This window comes from Streptomyces indicus (assembly GCF_900100315.1).
Taxonomy (GTDB): Bacteria; Actinomycetota; Actinomycetes; order Streptomycetales; family Streptomycetaceae; genus Streptomyces; species Streptomyces indicus.
Genome location: NZ_FNFF01000024.1, coordinates 43,151 through 65,851, shown reverse-complemented (window position 1 = coordinate 65,851; position 22,701 = coordinate 43,151). Strand labels below are relative to the sequence as shown.

22 protein-coding genes and 1 tRNA gene are annotated in these 22,701 nt (G+C 70.2%); 10 read left to right on the top strand and 13 right to left on the bottom strand.

Features of this window, described 5'->3' with window-relative positions; genetic code table 11:
• Positions 1-52: 52 nt before the first annotated feature.
• Positions 53-124, bottom strand: a tRNA-Val gene (locus tag BLT97_RS34385).
• 191 nt (positions 125-315) lie between these two features.
• Between BLT97_RS34385 and BLT97_RS34380 the strand changes: the two genes are divergently transcribed.
• The 8 genes from BLT97_RS34380 to BLT97_RS34345 all read left to right on the top strand — a co-directional run bounded on the left by BLT97_RS34380 (position 316) and on the right by BLT97_RS34345 (position 7,936).
• Complete coding sequence (locus BLT97_RS34380; protein ID WP_093617450.1) at positions 316-1,086, top strand: DUF4097 family beta strand repeat-containing protein; 771 nt, start codon at positions 316-318, stop codon at positions 1,084-1,086.
• A 276-nt stretch (positions 1,087-1,362) separates the two neighbouring features.
• Positions 1,363-2,763, top strand: a complete 1,401-nt coding sequence (locus BLT97_RS34375; RefSeq protein WP_176953992.1) for a hypothetical protein — start codon at positions 1,363-1,365, stop codon at positions 2,761-2,763.
• Positions 2,764-2,944: 181 nt separating this feature from the next.
• Positions 2,945-3,532 (top strand): DUF4383 domain-containing protein, encoded by a 588-nt coding sequence (locus BLT97_RS34370; RefSeq protein WP_093617466.1) that lies wholly within the window; start codon positions 2,945-2,947, stop codon positions 3,530-3,532.
• 132 nt (positions 3,533-3,664) lie between these two features.
• Positions 3,665-4,402, top strand: a complete 738-nt coding sequence (locus BLT97_RS34365) for a FadR/GntR family transcriptional regulator (protein ID WP_093617446.1) — start codon at positions 3,665-3,667, stop codon at positions 4,400-4,402.
• A 166-nt stretch (positions 4,403-4,568) separates the two neighbouring features.
• Positions 4,569-5,714, top strand: a complete 1,146-nt coding sequence (gene dgoD, locus BLT97_RS34360; RefSeq protein WP_093617444.1) for a galactonate dehydratase — start codon at positions 4,569-4,571, stop codon at positions 5,712-5,714.
• An 82-nt stretch (positions 5,715-5,796) separates the two neighbouring features.
• Positions 5,797-6,420: a bifunctional 4-hydroxy-2-oxoglutarate aldolase/2-dehydro-3-deoxy-phosphogluconate aldolase gene (locus tag BLT97_RS34355; protein ID WP_093617442.1), complete on the top strand. Its 624-nt coding sequence runs from the start codon at positions 5,797-5,799 to the stop codon at positions 6,418-6,420.
• The gene (locus BLT97_RS34350; RefSeq protein WP_093617464.1) at positions 6,417-7,400 is read left to right on the top strand and encodes a sugar kinase; all 984 of its coding nucleotides are present in this window, start codon (positions 6,417-6,419) and stop codon (positions 7,398-7,400) included. Before BLT97_RS34355 ends, BLT97_RS34350 begins: the two co-directional genes overlap by 4 nt.
• A gap of 320 nt (positions 7,401-7,720) precedes the next feature.
• Positions 7,721-7,936, top strand: coding sequence for an FmdB family zinc ribbon protein (locus BLT97_RS34345; protein WP_093617440.1), 216 nt, complete (start codon positions 7,721-7,723; stop codon positions 7,934-7,936).
• A gap of 193 nt (positions 7,937-8,129) precedes the next feature.
• On the opposite strand, the gene BLT97_RS34340 is transcribed toward BLT97_RS34345, so the two are convergent.
• From BLT97_RS34340 to BLT97_RS34330, 3 genes are all read right to left on the bottom strand, one after another.
• Positions 8,130-8,789, bottom strand: a complete 660-nt coding sequence (locus BLT97_RS34340) for an O-methyltransferase (protein ID WP_093617438.1) — start codon at positions 8,787-8,789, stop codon at positions 8,130-8,132.
• Between the two features lie 110 nt (positions 8,790-8,899).
• Positions 8,900-9,544 carry a response regulator transcription factor gene (locus tag BLT97_RS34335; RefSeq protein ID WP_093617436.1) on the bottom strand — a complete coding sequence of 215 codons (645 nt, stop codon included), beginning with the start codon at positions 9,542-9,544 and terminating at the stop codon, positions 8,900-8,902.
• The gene (locus BLT97_RS34330; protein WP_093617434.1) at positions 9,535-10,674 is read right to left on the bottom strand and encodes a sensor histidine kinase; all 1,140 of its coding nucleotides are present in this window, start codon (positions 10,672-10,674) and stop codon (positions 9,535-9,537) included. Before BLT97_RS34330 ends, BLT97_RS34335 begins: the two co-directional genes overlap by 10 nt.
• A gap of 133 nt (positions 10,675-10,807) precedes the next feature.
• Between BLT97_RS34330 and BLT97_RS34325 the strand changes: the two genes are divergently transcribed.
• Complete coding sequence (locus BLT97_RS34325) at positions 10,808-11,485, top strand: DedA family protein (RefSeq protein ID WP_093617432.1); 678 nt, start codon at positions 10,808-10,810, stop codon at positions 11,483-11,485.
• On the opposite strand, the gene BLT97_RS34320 is transcribed toward BLT97_RS34325, so the two are convergent.
• The 3 genes from BLT97_RS34320 to BLT97_RS34310 all read right to left on the bottom strand — a co-directional run bounded on the left by BLT97_RS34320 (position 11,403) and on the right by BLT97_RS34310 (position 16,140).
• Entirely contained in the window at positions 11,403-12,221 is an 819-nt protein-coding gene (locus BLT97_RS34320; protein WP_093617430.1) for an HAD family hydrolase, read from the bottom strand. The genes BLT97_RS34325 and BLT97_RS34320 overlap by 83 nt on opposite strands.
• Entirely contained in the window at positions 12,218-14,764 is a 2,547-nt protein-coding gene (locus BLT97_RS34315; RefSeq protein ID WP_093617462.1) for a phosphoribosyltransferase, read from the bottom strand. Before BLT97_RS34315 ends, BLT97_RS34320 begins: the two co-directional genes overlap by 4 nt.
• A gap of 191 nt (positions 14,765-14,955) precedes the next feature.
• A complete protein-coding gene (locus BLT97_RS34310) occupies positions 14,956-16,140 on the bottom strand; it encodes an HpcH/HpaI aldolase/citrate lyase family protein (RefSeq protein WP_093617428.1) in 1,185 nt (394 codons plus the stop codon).
• A 227-nt stretch (positions 16,141-16,367) separates the two neighbouring features.
• On the opposite strand from BLT97_RS34310, the gene BLT97_RS34305 reads away from it, so the two are divergent.
• Positions 16,368-17,255: a TerD family protein gene (locus tag BLT97_RS34305; protein ID WP_093617460.1), complete on the top strand. Its 888-nt coding sequence runs from the start codon at positions 16,368-16,370 to the stop codon at positions 17,253-17,255.
• A 140-nt stretch (positions 17,256-17,395) separates the two neighbouring features.
• On the opposite strand, the gene BLT97_RS34300 is transcribed toward BLT97_RS34305, so the two are convergent.
• From BLT97_RS34300 to BLT97_RS34275, 6 genes are all read right to left on the bottom strand, one after another.
• Entirely contained in the window at positions 17,396-18,139 is a 744-nt protein-coding gene (locus BLT97_RS34300; protein WP_093617426.1) for a TerD family protein, read from the bottom strand.
• Positions 18,140-18,315: 176 nt separating this feature from the next.
• The gene (locus BLT97_RS34295; RefSeq protein ID WP_093617424.1) at positions 18,316-19,464 is read right to left on the bottom strand and encodes a DUF475 domain-containing protein; all 1,149 of its coding nucleotides are present in this window, start codon (positions 19,462-19,464) and stop codon (positions 18,316-18,318) included.
• Between the two features lie 70 nt (positions 19,465-19,534).
• The gene (locus tag BLT97_RS34290) at positions 19,535-20,110 is read right to left on the bottom strand and encodes a TerD family protein (protein WP_093617422.1); all 576 of its coding nucleotides are present in this window, start codon (positions 20,108-20,110) and stop codon (positions 19,535-19,537) included.
• A gap of 178 nt (positions 20,111-20,288) precedes the next feature.
• A complete protein-coding gene (locus BLT97_RS34285; RefSeq protein WP_093617420.1) occupies positions 20,289-20,864 on the bottom strand; it encodes a TerD family protein in 576 nt (191 codons plus the stop codon).
• Between the two features lie 162 nt (positions 20,865-21,026).
• Complete coding sequence (locus BLT97_RS34280) at positions 21,027-21,494, bottom strand: peroxiredoxin (RefSeq protein ID WP_093617418.1); 468 nt, start codon at positions 21,492-21,494, stop codon at positions 21,027-21,029.
• Between the two features lie 201 nt (positions 21,495-21,695).
• The gene (locus BLT97_RS34275) at positions 21,696-22,124 is read right to left on the bottom strand and encodes a DUF3052 domain-containing protein (RefSeq protein WP_218137345.1); all 429 of its coding nucleotides are present in this window, start codon (positions 22,122-22,124) and stop codon (positions 21,696-21,698) included.
• Positions 22,125-22,701: the final 577 nt, after the last annotated feature.

The following is a 22,701-nucleotide window of genomic DNA, read 5'->3' as shown; positions in this document are numbered from 1 at the left end:
CGGGCCCCTCGTGATCACGAGAGACCCGCTTCGACCTGGGATTTAAACCCGGTGGGCGCGGACGGTTTCGAACCGCCGACATCCGCCTTGTAAGGGCGGCGCTCTACCGCTGAGCTACGCGCCCGGGAGCGATCGACAGCCTACCTTGCCTGGGGCGGTGCCCCGCAAACCTGTATCCCGGGGTGGCGGTGGGGGGTTTTCCCCACCTCGGATGCGGGAGGCGGCCGGATACTCCCGGGCCGCTGCCCCTTCTACGGTCGAAGGGTCGGATACCAGCGCGGCGCAGCCGCCGTACCGCCCTCAGGGGGAGTCGAGATGAGCGTCCGCACAGCGCGTTTGCGCAGCCGTCGCGTATGGGTCGCCGCCGGGGCCGTGGCGGGGGTGCTGGTGATCTCCGGGTGTTCCGATGTGGGGGACGACGCCGATCCCGAGGTGCGGAACTTCGCGCTGCAGGGGCGGCAGTTGACCGTCGACTCGGAGGACTCGGCGCTGGATCTCGTCGTCGGTGACGGCGACGAGGTGCGGGTCACGCGGTGGTTCGACGGGAGCACGGTGATCGGTGAGGACCCGAAGATCAGCTGGGAGATGGTGGGTGGGAAGCGGCTCGTCCTGCGGGTCGAGTGCGACGGCGTCGTCTCCTCCTGCGAGTCGAGGCACCGGATCGAGGTGCCGCGGGGCGTCGCCGTGAACATCGACAATCAGGACGGGCGTGTGAACGCCTCGGGGTTCACGACCGCGCTGAAGATCAAGTCAAACGACGGCCGGGTGGTCGTGAAGGAGTCGAGCGGGTCACTGGATCTGGACAGCCGCGACGGGGCGGTCGAGGTGGTCGGGGGTTCCTCGCGGCAGATCCGCGCCCATGCCCAGGACGGGCGGGTCGAGCTCGCTCTCGGCAACGTGCCCGACCGCGTGGACGTGCGGAGCAAGGACGGCTCCGTGGAGATCGGCCTCCCCGAGGCTTCGTACAACGTGAAGGCCGAAGCCCGCGACGGCTCGGTCGAGGTGGACGTGCCGCGCGACGCCTCCAGCCCGCATGTGGTCTCGGCGGTCAGCGAGGACGGACGGGTGCGGGTGCACACGGTCTGAGGGTGGGCGGTGGTTCGTGGATGGAGGCGCGTCGCAGTGGGGCGGGCCGCCGGCGGTTCTCGGTCTTGCAGCCGCGGTGCGGGGGCAAGGGCGAGGGCGAGCGCGAGGGCGAGGTCGGCGGATCATGGCGTACGGGGTGACGATCACCTCGTACGAGGTCTGGCTGATCTTTCCTCGGCCAGGACCCATAAGCGCGAACTAAACGGCCCGTGTGTTCGTCCTTAACCGGTGGGAGAATGGCACCGGGCAGGGCGGATGACAGCACGGGAGTGGGATGTGACGGCGACACCAGCGCAGCCTCACGCGGGAGTTGCCCGTCCACGTAGGCCTGCGGGTGCGTTGCGTGATGCGCTCGCCCTGGTGCTGCTGCCGGTGCCGCTGGTCGCGGCGGTGCTGCCCGCGGCGTTCGCCGGGGGCGGGACGCGGCGGTGGTTCGGCGGGCGGGGCGAGAGCCAGCGCGCCGACGCTCAGGCCGCCAAGGACGCGGCGGCCGCTGCCTTCTACGAGCTGGACAGCGCCCAGCGCGACCTGCGGATCTCCATAGAGACGATCACCGCGGTCGACAGCTCGCCCGCCGCCCGCCGCGCCGTGGACGACTTCGCGGAGCTCGGCCGGCGGATCGACGAGGTCAGTCACCGCTACATCGAGGCCGTGGACGCGCATGACCTCGACCGCGACGACCTGGAGGCCTCGGCCGCGGCCCGCGCCCGCACCCAGCTCACCCAGGCCAAGGACGAGCTGACCAGGGCCAAGCAGGACCTCGACCGCTTCGCGCAGGGCCTCGGGCCGCTGCTCGACAAGGCCGAGACCCAGCTGGCCCGGCTCGCCCCGGCGGTCGAGCGGGCCCGGCAGACGCTGCTCGCCGCCAGCACCGCGCTCGACGCCGTACGGGCCTCGGGCCTGAAGGCCGACGATCTCGCGGCGCGGCTCGCGGCACTCGGCCCGGAACTGACCAAGCTGAACCAGGGCGCCGGACGTCACGGCGTGGCCGAGACCCTGCAGCGCGCGGACCGGGTGGCGCGCGACGGCGATGCCGTGCGGGCGGAGGCGGAACGGCTGCCGGAGCGGGCGGCCGAGATCGACCGCCGCCTCGTCTCGCTGCGTACGCGGGCGCAGGCCCTGACCACACGCGCCGAACAGGTCGAGCCGATCCTCAGCGAGCTGCGCCGCCGCTTCACCACGAACTGCTGGCAGGACCTGCAGTCCGTGCCGACGCAGGCTGCCGAGAACGTGCGGCAGGCCGAGACCAAACTGGCCGACGCGCGCACCGCGCGCGACGAGCAGCGCTGGCCGGACGCGACGGCCCTGCTCGGCACGGTGCGCGCCCTGCTGAACGCGACCGATGAGGCCGTCTCCGCCGCCGGCGACCGGCTGACCAGGCTGAACGCCGTCTCCAAGGATCCCGAGCAGGAGATCCAGCGGACCCGGTTCGCCATCCGTGACGCCCAGCGGCTCGCCATGGCCGGACGGAACACCGCCGATCCCCGGCACGCGCGCCCGCTGGACGACTCCGTGGCCCGGCTCGACCGCGCCATCGCGACCCTGGAGGGGCGCCACCCCGACTACTGGCACTTCCTGACGGAGACGGAGTCGGTACGGCAGACCGTGGCCCGGGTGGTGGCCCAGATCCGCGAGGAGCGCGGCGGCGGGGCGGCACGCGGGGGCGGGGCGGCCTGATCCACCCCCGCCTCGACGCAAACCGAGGCAGCGCGACCCCGCCTCGAGGGAAGCGGAGACGGCGCGGCCTGATCCCCGACGCCACGGGATGACACGGCCCCCGCCCAGGCGGATCCTGGAACTGAGTACGCGCACCGCCGCACTCACGCCCCACGGCCTCCGCGACCACAGGGAGGCGGACATGGCCACGCATGCAGTTCATCCGGGATCCCGGCGGCGCATCACCCTCGACGAGCATCTGCCCGTCGACCACCGGCTCAGCACGGTCTACCGGATCGGGGCCGGCCTCACCGGTCTGGTGCTGCTCGCCTTCGGCATCCTCGGCCTCATCGACAAGGTCGGCTTCTTCGACACCGGGGGCGACCGCGTCCTCGGCCTCAACACCAACGGCGCGCTGAGCGTGCTGTCGCTCTGCGTGGGGCTGCTGCTCCTCGCGGGCATGGTGATCGGGGGCAACTTCGCCTCAACGCTCAACATGGTGCTGGGCGTTGCCTTCATCGTCAGCGGCTTCGTCAACCTCGCCCTCCTCGAGACGGACTACAACGTCCTCGCGTTCAAAATCCAGAACGTGCTGTTCTCCTTCGCAGTCGGCGTGATGCTGATGTTCTTCGGGATGTACGGCCGGGTCAGCGCGACCCTGCCGCACGACAACCCGTACTGGAAGGCACGTCACCCCGAACAGTCCGCGCGCGAACAGCGGGCCCTGAACCGCGGACAGGTCGCGCGGCCGGAGCGGGATCGTTCGCGAGCGGAGATGGTCGACGAATAATTGATAAATAACGAGGAGTCGTGCGAGGCTGCTGGCGGCGCCGACGTCGGCCCTGACGACGTGGCGGCCCAGCACTGCCGTGCCTTCGTGTACGCGGGCTGACCCACGCACGCGCTCCCCCTGGAGGCCTCGATGACCCCGCCGCCGAGGCTGGCACCTGCCGCACCGGAGGCAGGAGCGGCCGGCGGGCGGGATGCGTACGCGGGCCGGGGTGTCCACAAGTCCGCGGTCGAGGCCATCGCGCGACGGATCTTCGACGGGACGTACGAGGAGGGCGGCACCCTCGACCTCCCGCAGCTCATGGCCGAGCTGGACGTCAGCCAGACCGTGCTGCGCGAGGCGATCAAGGTCCTGACCGCCAAAGGCCTGCTCGACGCCCGGCAGAAGCGGGGCACCTTCGTGCGCCCCCGCGACGACTGGAACCTCCTCGATGCCGATGTACTGCGCTGGAAGCTGGCCTCCGGCGCACCTCATGACTTCTTCTCGGACCTCTTCGCGCTGCGCCGCGCGATCGAGCCCGCGTCCGCCGCACTCGCCGCCGCGCACCGCACGGACGAGGACCTGGCCGCCCTCGACGCCGCGCTGGCCGCGATGGCCTCGTACGACAACGACCCGGTGCTCGCCGTACGCGCCGATGCCTCCTTTCATCTGGCGCTGCTGCGCGCCTCCGGAAACCGCTTCTTCTCCCAGCTGCACCGCGTGATCATCCCGGCGCTGATCGCACGCGACCGCGAGGTGCACGCGAAACCGCACGACGACCCGTACCCCGAGCACGCCGCCGTGGTGGAACGGATCCGGGACGGGGACCCGGACGGCGCGCACGAGGCGATGGTCCGCCTCCTGGATCTGTCCATGCGCGACCACCCTTGACCTCTCCCGGTCGGTCGACTGGGGTGCACAGCAACGGAGGCGGGCCCGCAAGCCGCCCCGTGCACCCCTGTCGACCGGCCACCGGCGGGCCGCCCGCCGCTCCTGCCACCACCGCACACCCACGCCATGGAATGCGCCCACGGATGCGTCAGGAAGGAAGAGCGCCATGAGGATCAGCCGGATCGAGACCTTTCTCACTCCGCCGCGCTGGATGTTCTGCCGTGTGGAGACCGACGACGGTCTGGTCGGGTGGGGTGAGCCCGTCGTCGAGGGACGCGCCGAACCGGTGCGCGCCGCCGTCGATGTGCTCGCCGAGTACCTGATCGGCCAGGACCCGATGCGCATTGAGGACCACTGGCAGGTCATGACCAAAGGCGGCTTCTACCGCGGCGGTCCGGTGCTCTCCAGCGCGGTGGCCGGACTCGACCAGGCCCTGTGGGACATCAAGGGCAAGGCCTACGGGCAGCCGGTGCACCAGCTGCTCGGCGGCCCGGTGCGGTCGAAGATCCGCGCGTATGCCTGGGTCGGCGGGGACGAGCCGGCCGAGATACGCGAGGCGGTGACCGCCCAGGTCGAGGCGGGTTTCACTGCCGTCAAGATGAACGGCAGCGGGCGCATGACGCCGCTGGCGACCCGCGCCGAGATACGGGAGTGCATACGGCGCGCCGAGACCGCCCGTGAAGTCCTCGGGGATGAACGGGACTTCGGGCTCGACTTCCATGGACGCGTGTCTCCTGCCAATGCACGGCGACTCCTTCCGCTGCTCGCCGAGTACGCCCCGATGTTCGTGGAGGAGCCGGTGCTCTCCGACCACATGAACGTCGTCGCGGACCTGGTGAATGCTTCCAATATTCCGATTGCACTGGGTGAACGTCTGTACACCCGGCGCGAGTTCCTGCCTCCGCTGAAATCCGGTGTCTCAATTCTTCAGCCGGACATCTCGCACGCCGGAGGCATCTCCGAGCTGCGCCGTATCGCCGCGCTCGCCGAGGTGTACGGCGCGCAGATCGCCCCGCACTGCCCCCTCGGCCCCGTGGCCCTGGCGGCCAGCCTCCAAGTGGCCTTCACCACCCCCAACTTCCTCATCCAGGAACAGTCGATCGGCATCCACTACAACCAGGGCGCCGAACTCCTCGACTACGTGGCCGACCCGGAACCCTTCCGCTTCCACGCCGGCTCCCTGATCCGTACCGAACGCCCCGGCCTGGGCGTGGACATCGACGAAGCCGCCGTACGCGCCGCCGACAAGACGGGGCACGCGTGGCGCAACCCGGTCTGGCGCCACGACGACGCCTCGTTCGCCGAATGGTGACGACCTCTCGACACCCCGGCACCCTGCCACCCCGGGACCGGCCCCGGACGCCCCTGGTTTCCCACGAAGAGAAAGTAAGAGCATGGATTTCAGCACGGCACTCCGCACCGAGCGGCTGGTCGCGATCATCCGCGGCCGCGACCCCGAAGCTTCCTTCCGCAGCGTGATCACCCTGGTCGAGGCAGGCGTCGGGCTGGTCGAGGTGTCGCTGAGCGGGGCCGACGCCCTCAAGGTCATCGAGCGCGCCCGGGCCGAACTCGGCGACGACGCCTGGCTCGGCGCCGGAACCGTCGTCACCGAGGAGGACGCGCAGCGCGCCGCCGCAGCCGGTGCGAACCTGATCGTCACCCCCGGGCTCGGGCCCGGCTGCACCGCGGCCCTCGCGCAGGGGCTGCCGGTGCTCGCCGGGGTGCTGACTCCGAGCGAGGTGTGCCAGGCCACCGCATCGGAGGCCACTGCGCTCAAGGTTTTCCCGGCCTCCGTGATGGGCGGGCCCGCCTACCTCAAGGCCTTGCGCGGCCCCTTCCCCGACCTGCCGTTCGTACCCGTCGGCGGGGTCGGCGTGGCGGAAGCCGCCGAGTACCTGGCGCTCGGGGCCGTGGCGGTGGGCGTGGGCTCCCCGCTGATCGGCGACGCGGCCGACGGCGGCGACCTCGGCGAACTGCGCCGCCGCGCGGCCCAGTTCAAGGAGGTGTGCGCGCGATGAGCACCCCCCTGGAGCCTCAGGCCTCTGCTCCGGACGTCCTCACCTTCGGCGAGACGATGCTCGCGCTGCGCGGCAGCGGCCCGCTGAAGCTGGGCGGCGCCATGCAGGTGTCCGTCGCGGGTGCCGAGTCCAATGTGGCCATCGGCCTCGGCCGGCTCGGCCACCGGGTGCGCTGGGCCGGTGCGGTCGGCGAGGACGAGGCCGGTGAACTGGTCCTGCGCACCTTGCGCGCCGAAGGTGTGGACGTATCGGGAGCGAGCCGGGACGCCGAGGCGCCCACCGGGCTCATCCTGTTCGAGCCGCGACTGCCCGAGGTGACGCGGGTGCACTACTACCGCTCCGGCTCGGCCGGGTCACGGCTCAAGGCATGCGCCGTGGAGGCGGCTTTCACCGCCGCGCCGCCCAAGGCCCTGCACCTGACCGGCATCACGCCGGCGCTCGGCTCGGCGCCGCGCTGCGCCGCCCGGCGCGCGCTGAGCCTCGCGCGCGAGCACTCGACGCTGGTCTGTCTCGATGTCAACTTCCGCTCCCGTCTGTGGAGTTCCGAAGAGGCCGCCTCGGTGCTGCGCGAGTGGATGCCCTACGTGGACGTCCTCATCGCTTCCGACGACGAACTCCCGCTCTGTCTTCCTGCCGATGCGCCGCGCGACCTCGGGGAGCAGGCGAAACTGCTGCTCGACCTCGGCATCGGCGAGGTCGTGGTCAAGTACGGCGCGGACGGGGCCGCCGTCCATACCGCGGAGGGCGAACTGCGCTCCCCCGCCCGTACCGTCCAGGCCGTGGACCCGGTGGGCGCGGGCGACGCCTTCGTCGCCGGGTACCTCTCGGCCCTGCTGGACGGCGAGGACGCGGCGGCCCGCCTGGACCGCGCGGTCACCACCGGCGCCTTCGCCGTAGCCTCCCGCGGCGACTGGGAGGGCGCCCCGACCCGAGCGGAACTGCCGCTGCTCGGGGCGGCTTCAGGGACAGTGGTGCGGTGAGCCGAGGGGCACGGGGGTGGCGCCCCCACCCCCATGCCCTGGCATACGCGGACTGCCCACGCCTCGGCTCACAGGGTTACCGCGCCTCGGCTTACAGGGCTGCCCGCGCCTCAGCTCGCGCGGCCACCCGTGCCTCGGCTCGCCCTGACATGAGCGGGCTGCCCGAGCCCAGCTGGCGCGAGCTGCCGAAGCCCCGACGTACACGTGCCGGCACGCGCAGCGCTCCGGCACGCCCCCCGCCCCGCCGCAGGGACGGACCCAGGAGCGCCTTCGCCACCAAGCCCTCCCTGCTCAGCGCACCCGCCCACTAATCTGTCCCCATGCCCCGCTACGAATTCCGCTGCCGTACGTGCGGTGACACCTTCGAGGTCAGCCGCCCCATGTCCGAGTCCTCCGCGCCCGCCGACTGCCCGGCCGGGCACGAGGACACGGTCCGGCTGCTGTCCACCGTCGCCGTGGGTGGCACCTCGTCCGCTCCCGCTCCCGCCGCAGGCTCCGGTGGTGGCGGATGCTGTGGCGGAGGCTGCTGCGGCTGATCCGGCGCGCTGACGACAACTCGCCCTCGCCAGCTCCCCGGGGACGGCCAGCTCCCTCCGGCACGGCAGGCTCCCCGGCACGGCAGGCTGCCCAGTACGGCCGGCTGCCCAGTACGGCCGGCTGCCCAGTACGGCCGGCTTCCCCCGGCCGTACCCTCAGGCGGCCAGACCTTCAGCCGGTCCAGCCCCAGCCTCAGACCTTCCGCGCCAGCGTCACCCCGTCCGCGACCGGCAGCATCACGCTCTCCACCCGGTCGTCTCCCCGCACGTGCTCGTTGAACTCCCTGATCGCCGCCGCCGCTCCCGTCGCCCGCACATCGATGACGCCGCCGCGCATGAACACGTTGTCCACCACGAGCAGACCGCCCGGCCGCATCCTCGGCACCAACTCCTCCCAGTACGCGATGTAGTTCTCCTTGTCCGCGTCGAGGAACGCCAGATCGATGTGCGGCTCCTCCGGCAGGCCAGCGAGCGTCTCGGTGGCCGGTGCGATCCGCAGCTCGATCCGGTCCGCGACGCCTGCCTCCTCCCAGGCCTCCTTCGCGTACGCCGTCCACTCCTCGGAGACATCGCAGGTCAGCAGCGCCCCGTCCGGCGGCAGCGCCTGCGCCATCGACAGTGCGGACAGGCCCGTGAAGGTGCCCACCTCCACGACGTACCGCGCCCTGGTGAGGCGTATGAGGAAGGCAAGGAACGGCCCCTGTTCCTGCGCCACTTGCTTGCCCGCGACCTGGGGGAGCTTGCTGTGGGTGACCTCGATCAGCTTCCGCTGCACGGCGTCCGGCGACGGATTGTGCTCCAGCATGTACGCGTGGAGCTCGTCGGTGAACTGGGTGCGCTTGCCGCTGGCCATCGAACCTCGCTTCTGCCGTGCCTTCCGCCGACCCTGCGTCGCCGGACCGAACCGAACCCGAACCCGATCTCGGACCAGGCCCCCATTGCTACGAAACCCCCGAAGCCGCCCTACTCCCCCAAGTACCGCAGCACAGCGAGCACTCGGCGTGAGATCCCCGGCGTCCCGGACAGCTCGAGCTTGTCGAAGATCGCGTTGATGTGCTTCTCCACGGCGCTCTGGGAGATGTGCAGCCGCTGCGCGATCACCGCGTTCGTATGCCCCTGCGCCATCTCCGCGAGCACGGACCGCTCACGCGAAGTGAGCCGCTCCAGAAGGTGCGCATGGCTGGAACGCCCGAGCAACTGCGCCACCACTTCGGGGTCGAACGCGGCCCGCCCCTGGTTCACCCGCTCCAACGCGTCCAGGAACTCGTCGACTTGGACCACACGGTCCTTCAGCAGATAGCCCACCCCTTCCGTCTCCCCGGTCAACAGCTCTGTCGCATAGCGCTTCTCCACGTACTGCGAGAGGACGAGGACCCCGACGTCCGGCCAGCGCTTACGGATCTCCATGGCTGCACGCAGGCCCTCGTCGCTGTGGGTGGGCGGCATCCGTACATCGGCCACCACCACGTCGGGCTGCTCCTGTTCGACCGCCGCGAGGAGCTGCTCGGCATCCCCGACCGCTGCCAGCACCTCGTGGCCCTCTTCCACGAGGAGCCGGATCAGGCCTTCCCGCAGCAGGGTCGAGTCCTCGGCCAGGGTTACGCGCACGGCAACTCCGCAGTGATCAGGGTGGGTCCGCCGGGCGGACTGTCGACCTCAAGTGTGCCGTCGAGCGCCGCGGCACGGCGCTTCAGCCCTACGAGGCCGCCGCCTGCCGGGTCCGCGCCACCGATGCCGTTGTCCTCAATGCTCACGACGAGCATCCCGGTCTCCTCTCGGAGCCCGACCCGGATTCCGGTCGCCTTGGAGTGTTTGACGGCATTGGTCACGGCCTCCGACACCACGAAGTACGCGACGGTCGCCACCGGCCTGCTCGGCTCGTCCGGTATCTCGTAGTCGAGCGTCACCGGGATCGCCGTGCGCTCGACCACGGTCTCCAGCGCGGCCGCGAGCCCGGCCTCGTCAAGCGCTATCGGATACACCCGCCAGGCGACTTCCCGCAGGTCGTCCAGGGCGAGACGGCTTGCCTCGTGCGCCTGGCGCAGCAGCTCGTCCCTGCGCTGCGGATCCTGGCCGCGCACCGCCCGGCCGAGCAGCATGCCGAGCGCGACCAGCCGCTGCTGCACTCCGTCGTGCAGATCCCGCTCGATGCGTCGCCGCTCGTCATGGACGGCCTCGACCACGCCGGCGCGGCTCACGGCGAGCTGCTCGATACGGCGCTGCAGCTCCTCCTGCTCGCTCGGCCCCAGAAAGTGGCGTGCCAGCCTCCGCTCGGTCTGAGCGACGGCCAGCATCCCCTGCCACGACAGGAACAGCAGGAACAGGCCGCCGAATCCGCTGACCAGCACGGTGGACCGGCTGTTCACGTCCCACACGAACCAGCCGATGAACAGGAGAGCTCCGTAGGCCGCGCCGACGAGCACGCAGAAGAAGCAGATGACGCCGACCAGCCCGAGGGGCCAGCGGGATGCCAGGTACCGCAGAGCGCGCTCGGATGTATAAGAGGACGAGGACTCGGCGTGCAGATAGAACGCGAGGCGACGCCGCTCCCACTCGACCAGGCTGCGCGCGATCCCGTGCACGGGCCTCAGGACCTCGCGCCGCGCGCGCGGCCACGCCTGCACGAGAAGCAAGGACAGGCCTGAGAGCAGCACGAAGAGCAGCTCGGCGACGGCCGAGCAGGCGCCGAGCGCGAGTCCAGTTGCGAGCCGGAGCCCGCGGCGTGCCACAGATTTCATGATCGATCAGGCTAGAGGCGGCCTCGGGACGAGCACACTGCGGAAAACCACAATTCCTTCCTGCGGTGCACCGCAGGAATTCCTTGCGGCCGGCTTCAGTGTGGCTTCAGCCGCCGATTTCTACCGTGGACGCATGATCGAAGACAGCGCAACTCAGTGGATCAACACGCTCATGGACGCCATGGGCGCGCCGGGCGCCGGGCTCGCCATCGCGCTCGAGAATCTGTTTCCGCCGCTGCCCAGCGAGGTGATCCTGCCGCTCGCGGGCTTCGCGTCGAGCACGGGCGACATGAACCTGATCGCCGCCCTGGTGTGGACGACGATCGGCTCCGTCGTGGGGGCGCTCGCCCTGTACGGCGTGGGCGCGGTGCTCGGGCGCGACCGCACCGTGGCGATCGCCACGAAGCTGCCGTTCGTGAAGGTGTCGGACATAGAAAAGACGGAGGCCTGGTTCCAGCGGCACGGAACCAAGGCGATCTTCTTCGGCCGCATGGTGCCGATCTTCCGCAGCCTGATCTCCGTTCCCGCCGGCATCGAGCGCATGCGCCTGTCTGTCTTCCTCGGCCTGACCACGCTGGGCAGCGCGATCTGGAACACCGTCTTCGTCCTCTCCGGCTATCTCCTGGGAGAGAACTGGGAGGACGTGACGGGTTACGTGTCCATGTACTCCAAGGCGGTGCTGATCGCCGCCGTGCTCGCCGTCCTGCTCTTCGTGGCCATACGGATCTTCAGGCCCGGTCGCGGGCGGCGGCGAGGAACCGGCGCGGAATCTCCTCGCCCGCAGCGACTCCCCGCTCGTCAAGGACGGTGAGCTGCGGCGCCTGCCAGCCCGAGTCGGCCAGCTCTCCGTGGCCGGGGCGCCAGGAACGGTCAGCGGCGAGGAGCAGATCCGCGTCGAGCAGCGAGTCCCCGGCCGCGAGCGTGAGGCCGGCCCCGGTGCGGCGGGCGACCTCGCGCATGGCGGCGCTCTTGGTCAGCGGCTTCGGGACGGCATAGATCTTGCGGCCCTGAAGGGACACGGTCCAGCCGCGGCCCTCGGCCCACTCGGCGAGCTCCTTGACCCAGCCGTCGGGCAGCAGGGCCCGCTCGACCACGAGGTAGGCGAAGAGGTCCTCGGCCACCCTCTCCTTCAGGAGCCAGGCTTCGTCGGCGGTACGCACGAGGTGGGCGCGTACCTCGGCGAGGGAGGCGCACTCGTCGGCCAGACGCGCGGCGACCTGGCGCTGCCAGTCGGGGTCGGAGACGCCGTCGACCAGGAGGTGGCCGCCGTTGGCGCAGATCGCGAACTGCGGGGCGGGGCCCGGGAGATGGATGCGCCCGTACTGCTCGCGGGTGCGTGTGGTGGTGGGCACGAAGACGGTGCTGCGGCCGAGTTCGACGAGAAGGTCAGCGGCGGTCTCGGTCACGTAGGACAGCGGTTTGCCCTGGTAGACCTCGACGCAGAGGAGGCGTGGCGCCTGCGCGTCCGGCATGGAGAGCTGGAGCGCGGGAGCGGAGTAGATCAGCGTGCGGTCGAGATCGCTCGCCACGAGAGTCGGTGCGCTCACTGCGACGCCACCGCCTTGCCGTCGGCACCGGTCGCGCCGCGGGTGAAGCGGGGGTGGATCAGGCCGACGCAGGTGTACGGCAGGTCGTCCACCTCTTCGACCGGCACACCGCGCTGCTCGGCGAGCAGGCGCACGTGGTCGAGGTCGGCGCCGGCACCGCGCTGGGCGAGCACCTTCCACGGAACACGACGCAACAGGACACGGGTCGTCTCCCCGACCCCCGGCTTGACGAGGTTCACATCATGGATGCCGTATTCCTCACTGATCCGCTCCACCGCGGCCCAGCCCTCCCAGGTGGGCGCGCGGTCCGCCGACAGCAGCTCCTTGACTTGGAGGTCGACGGCGTCCGTCACCGCGTCGAAGCGCGCGGCCACCGTGTCGAGGAACAGGCCGGAGACATCCGCGTCGGCCAGTTCGCGGTAGAACTTCGCGCCGTGGAAATCGTCCGGACCGACGAGGTCGGAGCGGAGCACGGTGCGCGATATCAGGCCGGACACCGTGGAGTTGAGGCAGGCGGACGGGATGAGAAAGTCCTCACGCGTGCCGTACGTGCGGACGCAGGAGCCGGGGTCGGCGAGCACGGCGATCTCGGGCGAGAAGCCCGTGGCCCCACCCTTCGCTTCGAACTCCTCGATGGCCTGGGCGAGTTCGCGGGTGATCGCACCCTTGCCGGTCCAGCCGTCGACGAACACCACGTCGGCGGGGTCGTGGTGGGCTGCGAGCCAGCGCAGGGCGTTGGCGTCGATGCCGCGGCCGCGCACGATCGACACCGCGTAGTGCGGCAGTTCGAGGCCGTGCCGGTGCTGGGCCCAGCGGCGCATCAACACGCCGACGGGGGTGCCGGCGCGGGCCAGCGACACCAGGACCGGGCGGGCGTCCCGGCCCGCGGTCCGTGCCGCGTGCTCGGCGAGCACGGTCTCGGTGACGACGCCCACCGCGCGGGCGATCCGGGCCGCCGAGGTGTCGAGGGCCGCTTTGAACAGCTCCTGGTACTGCTCGCTGGGCTGGTACTCCACGGGCAGCGACTCCGCGTAGTGGGCGCCGCCGCTCTGGATGGCCTCCTCGCGCTCCTCCGTCGGTGCCTCCAGTTCCACGTCCGAGAGGTCCTGGAGCAGCCAGCCCACCTCGTCCGGGGCGTAGGAGGAGAAGGCGGGGCCGCGCAGGGGCTCGGGCAGCATCAAGTGGTCCTCGGGGGTGCTGGTGGGGGCCGCGGTGCGAGCGGCGGCGGGTACGTAGGAGGGGACGACGGCGAGCAGCACCTGGCCGGAGTGCTGGGCGAGCTGGGCCAACAGGCCGTCAGGGGCGTGCAGTTCGGGGGTGTCCGCGACGGAGTCGACCACGGCGACGATGGTGTCGAAGCCGCCGCCCGCGACGTTGTAGGCGAAGCGCGGGCCCGGTCCGTCGGCGGGGGCGTCGTGGGCGGGGAAGGTCAGCCGGGTGCGTATCGCGTAGCCGGGGTCGTCCACCGCGAGGACGGGCGAGCGCGTGGTGGTGGAGAAGCGGACCTCGGCGTCGCTCTGCTCCTCCAGGGCCACGCCGAGGGCGAGCGGGGCGTACATCAGCTCCTCGAACCCGAGGACGAGTACGCGCCGGGCGTCGCGGAGTTCCCCGGCGATCCGTCCGGCCATCGCGGGAAGCGCGGCATCGAGCGCGGTCCGGTGCTCGGGGCCGAAGCCGTGCCGGCCGCCGTCGGGGACGCCTGCCGGCCAGCCCAGCTCCACGCGGCGGACGGTGCCCCGCCGAGCCTGCCGGGGTACGACGACGGCACCGGCGCCACCCTGCGCCGGTTCCGCCTCGCCCTGCTCATGCTCGGCCACCAGCGCCTGCCCCTTGGCCAGCACGCCGTCCGGGAGCCGGACGGTGCCCGAGGCCGTGGCGACCAGGTCGACGCGGGCGCCGATCTCCTGGGCGAACTCATCGAGCCGCCCGCGGTCCTCGGCCGAGCGCATGTCGACGAGCGCGACGATCACGTACCGCTCCCGCGGGTAGCGCTCGTGCAGTGCGCGGATCGTGTTGAGGACGGTGTTGCCGGTGGAGAACTCGTCGTCGACGAGCACCAGCGGCCCGTCGCCGGCGAGCAGGTGCGGGTCCTCGGGCAGCAGCAGGTGGGAGGTCGCATGCGAGTGGGACTCCTCGAAGCCACCCGCTGTGGCGACGCCGGCGACGGGGCGGCGGGTCGAGTGCAGATACGGGGCGAGGGCCAGACCGTCCGCCACCGAGTGGCCGAGCCCGGTCGCGGTCTCCGCGTAGCCGAGGACCACCGCGCGGGCGGCATCCCGGTCACCGAGCAACTCCCTCACCCGCAGGCCGAGTTCATGCCCGGCACGCCACACCACCCGCGGGCTCTGCGGGACGTGCTTGCCGAGCACCTGGGAGACCAGCAGATGGGCACGCTTGGGGTTGCGGCGCAGGGCCAGCCCCAGCATGTCGTTGAGTTGCGTATCGCCGACCAGCTCGACGCCGAGCCGTTCCGCGACCCAGGTACCCGACCACACCACGTTCTCTGTCTTCCTTACGTCGATGGCGCCGACTACGTCGATCATGTCTGCGCCGTTCACAGCGCTGTCGTCCACAGCTCTGCCGTCCATGCCTGCGCCGTTCACGGTTCTGTCGTTCACGGCTCCGCCATCCAAAGCCCTGCCGTCCACAGCCCTGCCGTCCATGTCAGCGCCGATCACGGCTCTGTCGTCCACGCCTGCGTCGTTCGCATCCGCGTCGTTCAGGTTCGTCATGGTCAGGAGGCCGGGAGGCCGGCGGCGAGGAGTTCCACGAAGCCGACGTCGCCGTGGGCGACGCCGAAGACCTGGGCGCGCAGCAGGGTGCGTACGGCCCAGGCGCGGTGCGGCTTCACCTCGTTCATCTTGTTCGTGTACGAGGAGCGCAGCACACCTCCGCCGTCCCGTTCGGGCCGCAGGATGTCCTGTGCGTCGCTGAACTCCTCATGGCTGACGACCGACATCGCATGCACCGGCAGCACATGGGAGGGGTGGATACAGGTCTTGCCGAGCAGGCCGTTGGCGCGGTCGAGCGCGATCTCGCGGAGCAGGCCGTCCATGTCGTGCTCGATGAGCGCGGTGCGCAGTTCCTCGGCCCGCCCGAGGAACGGACTCGCGCGCAGCTGCGGCTTGAACATCCGCTCCTGGTGCCGGAAGTACTCCCAGACCGGCCCGGTCACGGTGAAGCCGGTGCCGTCGGCCCGGCCGAGCATGTTGACCACGTCGGCGATGACGGAGGCGACGATGTGCACGTCGTACGCGGTCATGTCCGGTGGCCGGCGCAGGCCGTACGCGGAGCAGAAGTCGGTGACGCCGAGGCGCAGGGCGAGGACGCGGTCGCGGTACTTCTCGACGGTGCGGGAGATACCGGCCAGGGTGTCGGCGCGGGACTCCAGGTGCAGCAGTTCGGGAGACTCGAGGACCGGCATCGCGAACAGCCGCCGTCCGCTGGTCAGTTCGGCCGCGGTCAGCGCCTCGAGGAACGGGACTCCGCGCTCCTCGGTGAACTTCGGGAGGACGAATCCGGACAGCAGGGAGACCGAGGGTCCGAGTCGGCGTACGAGGTCCGTGATCTGTGCTGGCCTGCGCACCCGTATGAAGAGAAGGGGGAGGCCGGCGGGCGGCCGGTCCGGGCCTGCGTGCGCCTCGGCGAGGGCCGCGAACTGGGTGACGAGGTTGGCCTCGGCTCCCTCGACCTCGGCGTCGTCGATGGAGTCCTCGAGGCAGAGCACCATCGAGACCACTCCGCGGCCGGCCTGCTTGAGGATGTCCTGGGCGAGGCGGGGGCGGGTGGCGGGGCTGTACAGGGTCGCGCCCAGGGCTGCCGAGAGCAGGACGGCGGGAGAGTCGGCGGTGAACTCACCGGGCTCCTGGTGGAACAACTTCTTCCGGATCTCAGGCGCTATATGCCCGAAATGACGCATGAGACTCCCCCGTGAACGACAAGGCGACCGCTGATGTGGCCGGTAATAGTACGTAAGGGCGTGTGTCGGCAGTTCCCCTCACGCATGAAATTCAGGTAACCCGGCCATGACCGACACTCTTGCACGTGTCGGATTCCGCCAGCATCGTGTGGCCCGCGCGGGCCGAGTTATGCATGCGCAGGCCCCCGCGTTGTCCCGGCACGGACGCAACAGGCAGGATGGCCGTCATGACGCACACGATGCTCAAGGGGTCGAACGTCGCGCTGCAGGCGACGGCGGTACGCGCCGTGCTGCGCTGGGCCCCGAGCTCCGATGTGCCCGACGTCGACGCCTCTGCGCTGCTGCTCGGCGCGGACGGGCGGGTGCGCTCGGACGAGGACTTCGTCTTCTTCAACCAGCCCCGCCACCCCTCCGGCAAGGTCTGGCGGCTCGGCAAGAAGCGGCTCGCCGAGGGTCTCACGGACACGATCCAGGCGGATCTGGCCGGTCTCGACGAGGCCGTGTCCAAGATCCTCATCGTCGCCTCGGCCGAGGATGTGCCGTTCGAGCACGTACGGGCGCTGCGTATTTCGCTGTACGACGTGGCCCGCGAGGGCGACGAGCCCTATGCCGTCTTCGACGTGAAGCCGGAGACCGGCGAGGAGACGGCGCTGATCTGCGGCGAGCTATACCGGCGCAAGCAGGGGTGGAAGTTCCGTGCGGTCGGCGAGGGGTATCTCAACGGTCTCGTGGGGCTCGCGACCGACTTCGGTATCTCGGTGGACGAGTCCGACAACAAGGCGGAGGCCACCGCGCCCACGGCCCCCGCCGCGCCCACTGCCCCGGCACCGGTGCCCGCCCAGCCCGTGGTCCCGGCTCCCGCACCGGACCCGCAGCCCGCGGCCGCCCAGCCCCAGCCCCAGCCGGCGTACGGCTATCCGCACCAGCCGCCCACGGCGCCGCCGACGCCGACGCCCGCCACGCAGCCCGCCTACGGCTACCCGCAGCCGGCCTCGCCGCAGCCCGCGTACGGCTACCCCCAGCCGGCGCCCGTCGCGCAGCCCGTCCAGCCCGCGCCCGCACCGGACCCGAACTTCAAGCTGCCGCCACAGGGCCCGCAGTTCATCGGCCGCTGACCCCAGCCACCGGCCGAACCGCGCCGAGCCGGGCTGCGCAGAACCACGCCGCGCCAAGGCGAGCCGAACCGAGGCCAGCCGCAGGCTTCCGCCCCGCCAAGCCACGGACCCGCGGGCAACCGGACCGGACCCGACCGCCCTCAGCGCTCCCCCACCTTCGACTTGTAGCCCCGCCCCCACTGCAGACCCCACCCGTACAGGCGGTCCAGCTCCGCCTGGAAGCCGTAGACGAACTTGACCTCGCGGCGCACCACCAGCTCGCCCTTCACGTTCTCCAGGGAGACCACCGCACAGGAGCGGGCCTGCGGGGCGCGCTCGTCGAGTTCGATCTCGATCCGCGGTCCATTGCTCGGGTAGAGCGTGACCTTGGCGTGGGTGCGGTCGAAGGCCGGTGTCTGGTCGTAGATGTACACGAAGACCAGCAGGCGCTTGATGGACTCGCGGTGGTCCAGGTTGACGTAGATCGTCTCGCCCGAGGGGGCGCCGAAGCGGTCGTCTCCGCTGAGCTTCACGTACGGCGGTGCGTTGAGGTTGCCGAAGAAGCTGCCGAGGGGCTGCACCACACCCTTGGCGCCGTCGGTCAGCTCGTACAGGCACCCTATGTCCAGGTCGACGTTGACCACGCCCTGCGTGTGGGCCTGCACCACATCGGGCTTGAACATGCGGAAGGGGTGCCGCAGCAGACCGCTCTGCTTGGAGCGCCCCTCGATGTCAGACGTACGCATCCGCCATGACAGGTTGATGCGCAGATTGCCGGTGGCCGCCCCCTGCTTGTTGAGGGAGACCACGGGGTGCCGTTTGGTGAGTTCGATCGCGTTGGTCGCGGCGCTCCCCGATTCGAACTGCCCGGCACGCCCTCGCCGCAGACCGTCCCAGAAGGACATCCCGCCCCCATTTCCCCTTCGAACCATCCGGTACGCACGCTCCGTACCGCTGTGAACGGCAGCGGGGCGGCCCGAGGTTCAGCACCTCGTGGCCGCCCCGCTTCAGAGCGTTCCCTGGTCCCCAGGATGGTCACACCCTGGAATCCGGACCGGAATCAGGATCGGAAGGACCGGAATCAGACCCCGGAGGAGACTTCGGACTTCTCATCCGAGGCCTTCCCTTTTCCCCCTTCGGCCGCCTCGAGCCGGCGGTTGCGCACGACCGAGGACCAGAACGAGGCCGCGATCAGGAACACACCGAGAAGACCGGTGATGATCTCGCTGATCTCGTGCTCGATGGTGACGAGGAGGATGACGGCGAGCGCGCCGATCGCGTAGTGCGCGCCGTGCTCCAGGTACACGTAGTCGTCCAGGGTGCCCTGGCGGACCAGGTAGACCGTGAGCGAACGGACGTACATCGCGCCGATGCCGAGGCCGAGCGCCATCCAGAAGATGTGGTTCGTGATGGCGAAGGCGCCGATGACACCGTCGAAGGAGAACGAGGCGTCGAGGACCTCGAGGTACAGGAAGAGGAAGAACGCCGCCTTGCCCGCGAGACCGACCGCGGAGACCTGCTTGCCCTCCGCCTTGGCCTTCTCCTCCTCCTCGTGCTCGCGCTCCTCTTCCTCTTCGAGCTTGTCCTCGAAGTAGCTCGACAGACCGCCGACGACGAGGTACGTGATCAGACCGGCGACACCGGCCAGGAGCACCGTGGCGGACTTGTCCGCGTAGCCACTGCTGGTGTGCGCGTGGGTGGCGAAGGCCATCGTGGCGCCGAGCAGGGCGATCAGCGCGATGCAGACCGACAGCATGTCGACCTTGCCGAGCTTGGCGAGCGGACGCTCGAGCCAGGACAGCCACTTGTGCTCACGCTCCTCGAAGATGAAGTCGAGGAAGATCATGAGCAGGAACATGCCACCGAAGGCCGCGATCGCCGGGTGGGCGTCGGTCACCAGCGCCTCGTAGCGGTCCGGCTCGTCGAGGGCCAGCTGCACGGCCTCGATCGGTCCGACCTTCGCACTGATCGCGACGATGACGACGGGGAAGACCAGCCGCATACCGAAGACGGCGATGAGGATGCCGATGGTGAGGAAGATCTTCTGCCAGAAGGCATTCATCTTCTTCAGGATTCCGGCGTTGACCACCGCGTTGTCGAAGGAGAGCGAGATCTCCAGGATCGACAGGATCAGGACGAGGCCGAACGCCTCCCACCCCCACTGCCACGCGGCAAATGCGAGGCCCACCGCCGTGACGGCGAAGGACCACCCGAAGGTTTTCAGGACCACTGGCTACCCAATCGTTGTGTACGGGTCTCCCCCGCGCCGAGTACGGGTCTCCCCCGAGCCGCGCGCGGCTTTACGAAACATTGACCCCGAAGTCTAGAGCGATACCGCGGAGCCCGGACGCGTACCCCTGGCCTACGGCACGGAACTTCCACTCGCCGCCGTACCGGTACACCTCGCCGAAGATCATCGCGGTCTCGGTGGAGGCGTCCTCGGAGAGGTCGTAGCGCGCGAGCTCCTGGCCGTCGGCCTGGTTGACGACGCGGATGAACGCGTTGCTGACCTGGCCGAACGTCTGGCCGCGGTTGTCGGCGTCGTGGATGGAGACCGGGAAGACGATCTTCTCGACATTGGCCGGGACCTTGGAGAGGTCGATCAGCAGCGACTCGTCGTCGCCGTCGCCCTCACCCGTGAGGTTGTCACCGGTGTGCTCGACCGAGCCGTCGGGGCTCTTCAGCTGGTTGTAGAAGATGAACCACTCGTCCCCGAGCACCCGCCCTCCGCTGCACATCAGGGCGCTGGCGTCGAGGTCGAAGGGCGCTCCGGTGGTGGAGCGCGCATCCCAGCCCAGCCCGACCATCACCTGCGTGAGGTTGGGTGCGGCCTTGGAGAGGGAGACATTGCCTCCCTTGGCGAGCGTGACGCCCATGATCGTGTCCTCCCCGGTTGGTGGTGCGATGCTGCTGGTCAAGGACGTCCGGCGCCGCACTGCTCGTGCGGCGCCGGACGAGGCCGCACGCCCCCTGCGGGACGTGCGGCGGGTGGTGCGCGATGGCGCGCACCGGGCGTACGCACACGGCGTACGCCGAAAGGAACCGGGTCGAACGTCAGACGTTCACGCCGAAGTCCTGCGCGATGCCGCGCAGACCCGAGGCGTAACCCTGGCCGATGGCGCGGAACTTCCACTCGGCACCGTGCCGGTAGAGCTCGCCGAAGACCATGGCGGTCTCGGTGGACGCGTCCTCGGAGAGGTCGTAACGCGCGATCTCCTGGCCGCCGGCCTGGTTGACGACGCGGATGAACGCGTTGCGCACCTGGCCGAAGGACTGCTGGCGGTTCTCGGCGTCGTAGATCGAAACCGGGAAGACGATCTTGGTGATCTCGGCCGGCACGGCCGCCAGGTTCACCTTGATCTGCTCGTCGTCGCCCTCGCCCTCACCCGTGAGGTTGTCACCGGTGTGCTCGACGGAGCCGTCGGGGCTCTTGAGGTTGTTGAAGAAGACGAAGTTCGCGTCGCTGGTGACCTTGCCGTCCTCCCCGGTCAGGATGGCGCTGGCGTCCAGGTCGAAGTCCGTACCGGTGGTGGTACGGATGTCCCAGCCCAGGCCGACCGTGATCGCGGTCAGGCCGGGGGCCTCCTTGGTCAGCGAGACGTTGCCGCCCTTGCTGAGGCTGACTCCCACGAGTCCTCCAAATAGTTTCCAGGGGCAGCGCCCCCGTGGTGCATTGGCATCGGATCAACGACTGGATCCTAGTGACGGGTTCCCGTGGCAAAAAGGCTCTTCGCCGCAAGGATCATCACGGATCGGCTGTTCACCGGGAAGTCCCGGGAAATTCAGGGGGTCTCAGAGCCGCGCGAGCGCGGCCCTGTACTCGTTCAGGTCACGGGCGTCCGGCAGCGCATTGACCACGCTCCAGCGCACGACGCCCTCCTTGTCGAGGATGAAGGTCCCGCGCACCGCGCAGCCCTTCTCCTCGTCGAACACTCCGTAGGCCCGCGCCGCCTCGCCGTGCGGCCAGAAGTCGGAGAGCAGGGGGAACTCGAACCCCTCCTGCTCGGCGAAGACCCGCTGGCTGAAGGGGGCGTCGCAGGAGACGGCGAGCAGCTGCACATCGTCGTTGACGAACGCGGGCAGCTCGTCGCGCAGCGCGGCCAGCTCTCCGGTGCAGACGCCGGTGAAGGCGTACGGGTAGAAGACAAGCACCACGTTCTTCTCGCCGCGCAGGTCCGACAGGCGGACCGTCTCGCCGTGCTGGGTCTTCAGGGCGAAGTCCGGAGCCTTCGTGCCGACTGCGATTGCGGCGGGGGTCATGCGTGAGCCGTCCCTTCCGGAGCATCCGTGAGCGTCAGGGGCCTGATCGGGTGAATCCCACCCTATGCGGCGCCACCGACAACCGCCGCTCATGCCCACGCGAATCCCGCTCACGCCTACGCGAATCCCGCGCCCGGGCACGCAAAACCCCCGCCGGCACATCGGCGGGGGTCTGCTCGGCGTATACGGCGTTTCCCGTGGTCAGCGCTTCTTGGCGGCCTTCGGGGTGCTCAGCCGGCTGGCGGTCCAGTCCTTGCCGGCGCTGACGCTCTTCGCCGCGGACAGGCCGGCGGTGGTGGAGGCTTCGCCGATCTCGCTCGGCTCGACGTACCCGTCGCGACCGGTCTTCGGCGTCAGCAGGAGGATGGAGCCGCCTTCCTCCATGTACGCGATGGCATCCACCAGCGCATCGGTCAGGTCCCCGTCGTCCTCACGGAACCAGAGCACCACGGCATCGGCCACATCGTCGTAGTCCTCGTCGACGAGCTCGCTGCCGATGGTCTTCTCGATGGCCTCGCGGAGCTCCTGGTCGACGTCGTCGTCGTAGCCGATCTCCTGGACCACCTGCTCGGGCTGGAAACCCAGCCTGACGGCCAGGTTCGACTCCGCGTGGTCCGCGGTCGCGCTCACGGATTGCCTCCTGATCATGTTTCTCGATGTCGTTTGCGCTTCGCGCGTGCGCGAAGCGTTGGCCGTAGTCCACACGGGCGGGGCGGATCGCGCAAGTACCCGGCCGTCGAGACCGCCGAAACGGTGACGATCCCGACCGTGTCACCGCAACCCAATGCCCGAATTCTCCGCGATCGGTGATTCATCCCACAGCGATACGTCAGATTTGCGGGCGCCTGCGGCACCTGGGGCGGGAGCGTGGGCACCCGGCCCGCATGAAGCACGTACCCGAAAAATACAGCCGGAGGCCGGGGTCTGTTCAGTCGGGCCGACGCCGCGGGCCCGGCGGGCCGGCGCCGCAGCCCACCCGGGGCGGCGGCGCGGCTGTTCGGGACCTTCGCCTGGTGCCGCGGGCCCAACGTCCCTGGGGGTCACGGTCCTTAACTGGGCGTATCGTTGCGATTTGGGCCAACCCGCGCACAGGGCGCCGTCCGGACCTCGGTTACCAGTCGGTACAGATGACGTACGCAGCACCGGGGTACACGATGGACAACGGCGCGACGAACCCCGTGCGGACCGTGCAGACAGTGCCAGACCG

What these genes read in the sequence shown, in the direction of transcription:
- BLT97_RS34305 (WP_093617460.1), top strand. Translation starts at nt 16,368, where the DNA reads ATGACGCACACGATGCTCAAGGGGTCGAACGTCGCGCTGCAGGCGACG.
- BLT97_RS34290 (WP_093617422.1), bottom strand. Translation starts at nt 20,110, where the DNA reads ATGGGCGTCACGCTCGCCAAGGGAGGCAATGTCTCCCTCTCCAAGGCC.
- BLT97_RS34340 (WP_093617438.1), bottom strand. Translation starts at nt 8,789, where the DNA reads ATGGCCAGCGGCAAGCGCACCCAGTTCACCGACGAGCTCCACGCGTAC.
- BLT97_RS34280 (WP_093617418.1), bottom strand. Translation starts at nt 21,494, where the DNA reads ATGACCCCCGCCGCAATCGCAGTCGGCACGAAGGCTCCGGACTTCGCC.
- BLT97_RS34370 (WP_093617466.1), top strand. Translation starts at nt 2,945, where the DNA reads ATGGCCACGCATGCAGTTCATCCGGGATCCCGGCGGCGCATCACCCTC.
- BLT97_RS34325 (WP_093617432.1), top strand. Translation starts at nt 10,808, where the DNA reads ATGATCGAAGACAGCGCAACTCAGTGGATCAACACGCTCATGGACGCC.
- dgoD (WP_093617444.1), top strand. Translation starts at nt 4,569, where the DNA reads ATGAGGATCAGCCGGATCGAGACCTTTCTCACTCCGCCGCGCTGGATG.
- BLT97_RS34330 (WP_093617434.1), bottom strand. Translation starts at nt 10,674, where the DNA reads ATGAAATCTGTGGCACGCCGCGGGCTCCGGCTCGCAACTGGACTCGCG.
- BLT97_RS34315 (WP_093617462.1), bottom strand. Translation starts at nt 14,764, where the DNA reads ATGATCGACGTAGTCGGCGCCATCGACGTAAGGAAGACAGAGAACGTG.
- BLT97_RS34350 (WP_093617464.1), top strand. Translation starts at nt 6,417, where the DNA reads ATGAGCACCCCCCTGGAGCCTCAGGCCTCTGCTCCGGACGTCCTCACC.
- BLT97_RS34380 (WP_093617450.1), top strand. Translation starts at nt 316, where the DNA reads ATGAGCGTCCGCACAGCGCGTTTGCGCAGCCGTCGCGTATGGGTCGCC.
- BLT97_RS34345 (WP_093617440.1), top strand. Translation starts at nt 7,721, where the DNA reads ATGCCCCGCTACGAATTCCGCTGCCGTACGTGCGGTGACACCTTCGAG.
- BLT97_RS34300 (WP_093617426.1), bottom strand. Translation starts at nt 18,139, where the DNA reads ATGTCCTTCTGGGACGGTCTGCGGCGAGGGCGTGCCGGGCAGTTCGAA.
- BLT97_RS34365 (WP_093617446.1), top strand. Translation starts at nt 3,665, where the DNA reads ATGACCCCGCCGCCGAGGCTGGCACCTGCCGCACCGGAGGCAGGAGCG.
- BLT97_RS34310 (WP_093617428.1), bottom strand. Translation starts at nt 16,140, where the DNA reads ATGCGTCATTTCGGGCATATAGCGCCTGAGATCCGGAAGAAGTTGTTC.
- BLT97_RS34355 (WP_093617442.1), top strand. Translation starts at nt 5,797, where the DNA reads ATGGATTTCAGCACGGCACTCCGCACCGAGCGGCTGGTCGCGATCATC.